General features: G+C 72.3%; 2 protein-coding genes and 1 pseudogene. 2 read left to right on the top strand and 1 reads right to left on the bottom strand.

The features are described from left to right. The coding region (locus KS423_RS36305; RefSeq protein ID WP_224284006.1) for a glycosyltransferase family 2 protein at positions 1–880 on the bottom strand (880 nt) is incomplete at its 3' end. Positions 881–1,014: 134 nt separating this feature from the next. Between KS423_RS36305 and KS423_RS36300 the strand changes: the two genes are divergently transcribed. Further along, the gene (locus KS423_RS36300) at positions 1,015–4,587 is read left to right on the top strand and encodes a CDP-glycerol glycerophosphotransferase family protein (RefSeq protein ID WP_224284005.1); all 3,573 of its coding nucleotides are present in this window, start codon (positions 1,015–1,017) and stop codon (positions 4,585–4,587) included. A gap of 253 nt (positions 4,588–4,840) precedes the next feature. Continuing rightward, positions 4,841–6,026 (top strand): annotated as a pseudogene (locus tag KS423_RS48225) (hypothetical protein); the annotation flags it as partial.

Below are 6,026 nucleotides of genomic sequence, written 5' to 3'. Positions count from 1 at the left end.
CGGCCGGCCGCAGCCGGGCGCAGTGCGCGGCGGCCCGGCGGAAGTACTCGCGGCGGTCGCCGGGCGGGACCCGGCCGGGCTTGGAGACCACGGTGTTGAGGTGGTGCAGCATCCGGCCGTAGACGACCGGGCGCCAGCGGTCCAGGTCGGGGCGGCGGTCGAGGAAGGCGAAGACCAGGTCGTACTGGGCGAACACGTCGAAGTGCTTGCGGCTGGCGGTGGCCAGGATGTTGCCGCCCTCCTGGCGCTGGCGGTAGTGCACGCCGACCTGGTCGAGCAGGGTGATCCGGGCGGCGGCGAGCAGCGCCGGGTACGTCCAGGGGGTGTCCTCGTAGTAGCCGGCCGGGAAGACCAGCCGCTGCTCGGTGATGAAACCGCGGCGGTAGGCCTTGTTCCAGACGACCTGGAGCAGGTCGAGCAGGTCGGGGCGGGCGTCGAGGTCGAAGACGTCCGGGGAGGCGGCGCCGAAGACGTGTGCGGAGGCGGCCCGGGTGATCCGGCCGTCGGCGTAGGTGCGGGCGTAGTCGTAAACCAGGACGTCCGGTTCACTCGTGGCGGTGAGCCGTTCGTCGATGCTCTTCAGCAGTCCGGGGGTCAGTGTGTCGTCGCTGTCGAGGAAGATCACGTAGTCCCCGGTGGCGACCTCCAGGCCGGCGTTGCGGGCCCGGCCGAGGCCGACGTTCTCCGGCAGGTGCAGCACCCGGACCCGGGGGTCGGCGGCGGCGGCCTCGTCCAGCATCGCGCCGCAGCGGTCCGGGGAGCGGTCGTCCACCGCGATCAGTTCGAAGTCCGGGCCGTCCTGGCCGAGCACCGAATCGAGGCACTCGGTGAGGTAGTCCTGGACCTGGTACACGGGGACGATCACGCTGAAACGGGACACGGACCCAGCGTAGTGGTCCCAGGGTGGGAGAGGTCCCCGGAGGTAGGATCGGGGGCGCACGTACGCACCGATCCACGTGCGGTCAGGCCCCGTACGGGCTGCCACGCTCCTCCAGAGAAAGGCCTGCGTAGCCGATGGCTCCCCGCCTCTCCATCGTCGTCCCGATCTACAACGTCGAGCGCTACCTCGTCGAATGCCTCGACTCGATCGCCGCCCAGACCTTCACGGACTTCGAGTGCGTCATGGTCGACGACGGTTCGAAGGACGGCAGCGCGGCGCTCGCCGAGGCGTACGCGGCCGAGGACTCCCGGTTCCGGCTGGTCCGGCAGGTGAACAAGGGCCTCGGCGCGGCCCGCAACACCGGCATCCGGCACATCGACCCGGACTCCGAGTTCCTGTGCTTCGTGGACAGCGACGACTCGATGCCGCCGAGTGCGTACGAGCTGATGATCAACACGCTGGACGAGACCGGCTCGGACTTCTGCACCGGCAACGTGCTGCGCTTCCGCGCCGTCGGCTACTACCAGTCCGGCGGCCACCTGAAGCCGTTCAGGGAGACCAGGCTCAAGACCCACATCACCGAGATCCCGGCGCTGGTCACCGACCGCACCGCGTGGAACAAGGTGTACCGCCGCTCGTTCTTCGACGCGGCCGGCCTGCTCTACCCCGAGGGCATCCTGTACGAGGACGCGCCGGTCAGCGTGCCGCACCACTACCTGGCCAAGAGCGTGGACGTGCTCTCCGAGCCGATCTACCACTGGCGCGAGCGCGAGGTCGGCGAGATGTCGATCACGCAGATGCGCACCAACCCCAAGGGCCTGATCGACCGGGTCGCCTCGGTCGAGCTGGTCCGCGGCTGGCTGATGAAGCAGACCGAGCCGCGCTTCGCCGAGTACCTGCGCTCCTACGACGAGAACACCCTCGTCGAGGAGATCCCGATGTTCTTCCTGTCCCTCGTGGAGGGGGACAAGGAGTACCGGGACGCCTACCTCCAGCACGTCGGCCGGCTGCTCCGGGCGATCGGCTCCGAGCAGGTCGGCAGGCTGCGTGCGCCGCTGCGGCTGAAGTACCACCTGACCCTGTCGGACCGGATGGACGAGCTGGTCGAGCAGATCGCGTACGAGCGCGAGAGCGGCGGCGGTGTCCAGGCCCGCGGTCTGCTGCGCCCGTACGCCGACTACCCGTTCCTGCGCGGCGGGCGCAAGAGCGTGCCGGCCGGGGTGCTCAAGCTGGACAACTCGCTGGTCATCCGCAGTCGGCTGTACCGGGGCTCCTGGGAGGACGGGAAGCTCCGGCTGACCGGGCACGCGTACCCGGAGCAGCTGGGCGCGGCCGGCAAGCACGACATGGTCCGCACCCTGGTGCTGCGCGAGGCCAAGGGCCGCCGGGTCATCGCGGTGCCGATGAAGACCACGTACAGCCCCGAGGCCACCGCGAGCTGCCAGCACGACCTGTACAGCTGCGACTGGTCCGGCTTCACCGTCGCCGTCGACCCGAAGAAGCTCAGGCACCGCGGCCAGTGGAAGGACGGCAACTGGCGCGTCCTGGTGGCCGGCGCGGGCAAGGGCGGGGTCTACAAGGGCCGGATCTCGGCCGGGTGGAGCGACAGCGGGCAGTTCCTCCCCTCGCACTGGGTCGAGCCGGACGTGCGGATCGTGCCGTGGGTCCGGGACAACTTCGTCTACCTCCGGGTGGAGACGGTCAAGGCCCGGGTGACCGGCCTGGCCGCCCACGGCGACCGGCTGGAGGTCTCGGGCGCGGCCCGCTCCGGCCCGAGCTTCGCCGGGGCACGGCTGCGGCTCACCCACGCCGAGTCCGACCGCCACGTGACCTTCCCGCTGGAGCTGGGCACTCCGGTCGGCTCGCTCCAGCCGTTCACCGCGGCCGTCCCGGTCGCCGAGCTGACCGCCGTCCGCGAGGCCTGGGCCGAGCTGGACCCGGTGGCCGCCGAGCGCAGCCGCGACCACTGGAACGGCACCCTGCTGCTGGCCGACGGCAGCACCGTCCCGCTGGCCTGGGACGACCGCAACGCGCCCGAGCGGCTGCACCTGGCGCTGAACCCGCAGGCACCGGTCGCCGAGCGCCGGGCGCTCTACTCCAAGCCCTCCCCCGACGGGCACCTCCAGTTCACCGACCAGGTGCTCCAGCCGCTGGTGGACGAGGTGTCCGGGCGCGGCGCCGACGGCTTCCTGCTGAGCGGCTCGTTCCCGCTGCCCGGCGCGCACCGCTGGGAACTGGTGGTCCGTCACGAGTGGCGCGAGGAGGAGCACGCCTACCCGGTGGAGATCTCGGACGGCCGGTTCCGCACCGCGCTGCCCGCCGTGCCGACGGCCTCCTTCGCCGGCCGGGTGCCGCTCTCCAGGGGCACCTGGAACGTCGTCTTCCGCCCGGTCGGCGTGCTGATGCCCGAACTGCCGGACGCCGCCGCGCTGGTCACTCCGGACTGCTTCGACGTCCTGCCGGTCGAGGTGGAGTCCCGCGGCAAGCGGATAGTGCTGGAGCGCCGCGACCACGACGGCCTGTCGCTGGAGTCGCACTCGGTACTGCTGCCCGAGGAGCGCGCCGGCTACCGCCAGCGCCGGTTGCAGAGCGTGGACTACCCGGCCGCCCGTCGGCTGCCGGTGCGCGACACGGTGCTGTACCACACCGGCAAGTACGGCACGTACTCCGGCTCGCCGCGGGCGGTCCACGAGGAGCTGGTCCGCCGCGGCCTGCCGCTGGAGCACCTGTGGGGCAACGACGACATGCAGGCCGAGCTGCCGCGGAGCGCGACCGCGCTCCGGTACCGCAGCCCGGAGTGGTACGAGGCGCTGGCGACCGCCAAGTACGTCGTGGCCAGTACCCACCTGCCCGACTTCTTCGTCCGCCGCCCCGACCAGGTGGTCGTCCAGACCTGGCACGGCACCCCGCTGAAGCAGATCGGCTTCGACTTCGAGAAGGTCTGGTTCACCGACTCCAAGTACCTCAAGAGCCTGGCCCGGGAGGTCCCGAACTGGAGCCTGCTGGTGGCCGGCAACAGCTGGTCCGCCCCGGTGCTGCGGCGTGCCTTCGACTTCAAGGGCGAGATCCTGGAGAGCGGTTCGCCCCGGAACGACCTGCTGTTCGCGGCCGACCGGGAGAAGACCGCCGAGCAGGTCCGGGAGCGGCTCGGCCTGCCCGAGGGCAAGAAGGTCGTGCTCTACGCGCCGACCTGGCGCGAGGACCGGCGCCGGCCCCAGAACGGCTACCAGATCGACCTGCGGATCGACCTGGCGGCCGCCAAGGCCGCGCTCGGCGACGACCAGGTGCTGCTGGTGCGCCGGCACCACCTGATGTGCGGCCAGATCCCGGGCGCCGGCAACGGCTACATCTGGGACGTCGGCACCTACCCCGACATGGCGGAGCTGCTGCTGATCGCCGACGTCCTGGTGACCGACTACTCGGCCAGCGTGTTCGACTTCGCCTCGACCGGCAAGCCGATCGTGTTCTTCACCTACGACCTGGAGCACTACCGGGACAACCTGCGCGGCTTCAGCCTGAACTTCGAGGCCGAGGCGCCCGGCCCGATGCCGGCCACCTCCGAGGAGCTCGTCTCCGTGCTCGGCCGGGTGGACGGGATCGCGGCCGAGTACGAGGACCGGGCCGCCGCGTTCCGCGAGGCGTACTGCGACCTGGACGACGGCAAGGCCGCCGCCCGAGTGGTCGACGCGATGCTCCGCAAGGAATAGCCCCCCGCGCACGATCCGGCAGGCGCCCGGCACCACTGGTGCCGGGCGCCTGCGCATGTCCGGGAACCGCCCGGCGGCCGAGCGGAAACCGTCCGGAAACCCGCGGCAACGGAATGACCGGAACACCGGATCCGCTCTCGAAACGGCGTTCCCGGAAATGAATTCCCCAGGGGAATTCGAAAAGGCGTGCAATTGACCCCGGCGCCATTTCCGGATGGGATGTGGATTTCCCTTCCGAAGGGCTCCCACTGCCATGCCTGTGCTCACGCGGCTGGTCCTGCCGCACGCCGCTCCCCGGGGGGCCGCCGCCCGCCCCGCCGACGACGAGGACGTCGCCTTCGGACTGCTGCGCGCCCGCTGGCACGAACGCGGCCTGGAGCTCACCGGCTTCGCCCGCCCGAACGGCCAGGACACCGGCCGGCCCGGCTCCGCCTGGACCTGGCTGACCCTGCGCCACCGGAGCCGCTCCCAGCCGCCGCTGCACCTGCGCTCCCGGCCCCTCCGGCTGCCCGAGGTCACCGACGACAGCGCCCAGCCCGGGCACAACCACGACTGGTCCGGCTTCACCGCGCTGATGGCCCCCCGCCGGCTCCGACGCGGGGGCCACTGGCTGCTCGGCGACTGGCAGATCGAGACCACGCTCTTCATCCGCCCGCGCCCCACCCGGGTGCGCCGCCGGTACGGCTCCCTCGCCCCGCACTGGTGCGGTTCCGGCGAGTACCCGCCGGCCCAGTGGGTGGACCACGACGTCCGGCTCCAGCCGTTCTTCGCCGACGGCCGGCTGCGACTGCGGCTGGAGCGCCCCACCGTCCGGATCACCCGCGCCGCCCCCGCCCCCGACGGCCTGGAGCTGGGCGGGTTCGCCGACGCCTGCCCCTCCGGCACCGTGCTGCGGCTGCGCCACCGGGAGAGCGAGGCGGTGGTCGAGCAGCCGCTCGCCCGCGCAGGCAACACCTTCACCGTCCGGGTGCCGTACCGGCCGTTCACCGCCGACGGACGGGGCAGCGGCAGGCTGGAGCACTGGGACGCCGAACTGCTGCGCCCCGACGGCGGAACCGAGCAGCTCTGCCTCGACGAGCGCGGCGGCCCGGTGGCCGGCCAGCACCCGCTGCCCGGCGCCCCGGACCGGGTGCTCTACCTCAAGCACCTCGCCGACGGCCGGCTCCAGCTCTGCGTCCAGCCCGCGGCCGGCCTGGTCGACCGGATCGCCGTACGGCACGACGGCTTCGAGCTGTCCGGCCACTGCCCGGACCCGGCCTCGGACCGACTGGAGCTGGTGCTGCGGCACTGCGGCACCGCGAGCGAGGTCCGCACCCCGGTCGACACCGCCCCGGACGGCCGCTTCCGGGCCCGGGTGCCCGCCACCCGGACCGGATCGGACGGCGTCGCGCTGCCGCTGCGCAAGGGCCTCTGGGAGGCCGCGCTGGAGCCGGCCGGCC

The organism is Streptomyces sp. LS1784 (assembly GCF_020103755.1).
In the GTDB taxonomy this organism is placed as follows: Bacteria; Actinomycetota; Actinomycetes; order Streptomycetales; family Streptomycetaceae; genus Kitasatospora.
This window is presented reverse-complemented; position numbering and strand designations above follow the sequence as displayed.

Coding starts and splice junctions, on each gene's coding strand:
- KS423_RS36300 (WP_224284005.1), top strand. CDS start 1,015: ATGGCTCCCCGCCTCTCCATCGTCGTCCCGATCTACAACGTCGAGCGC.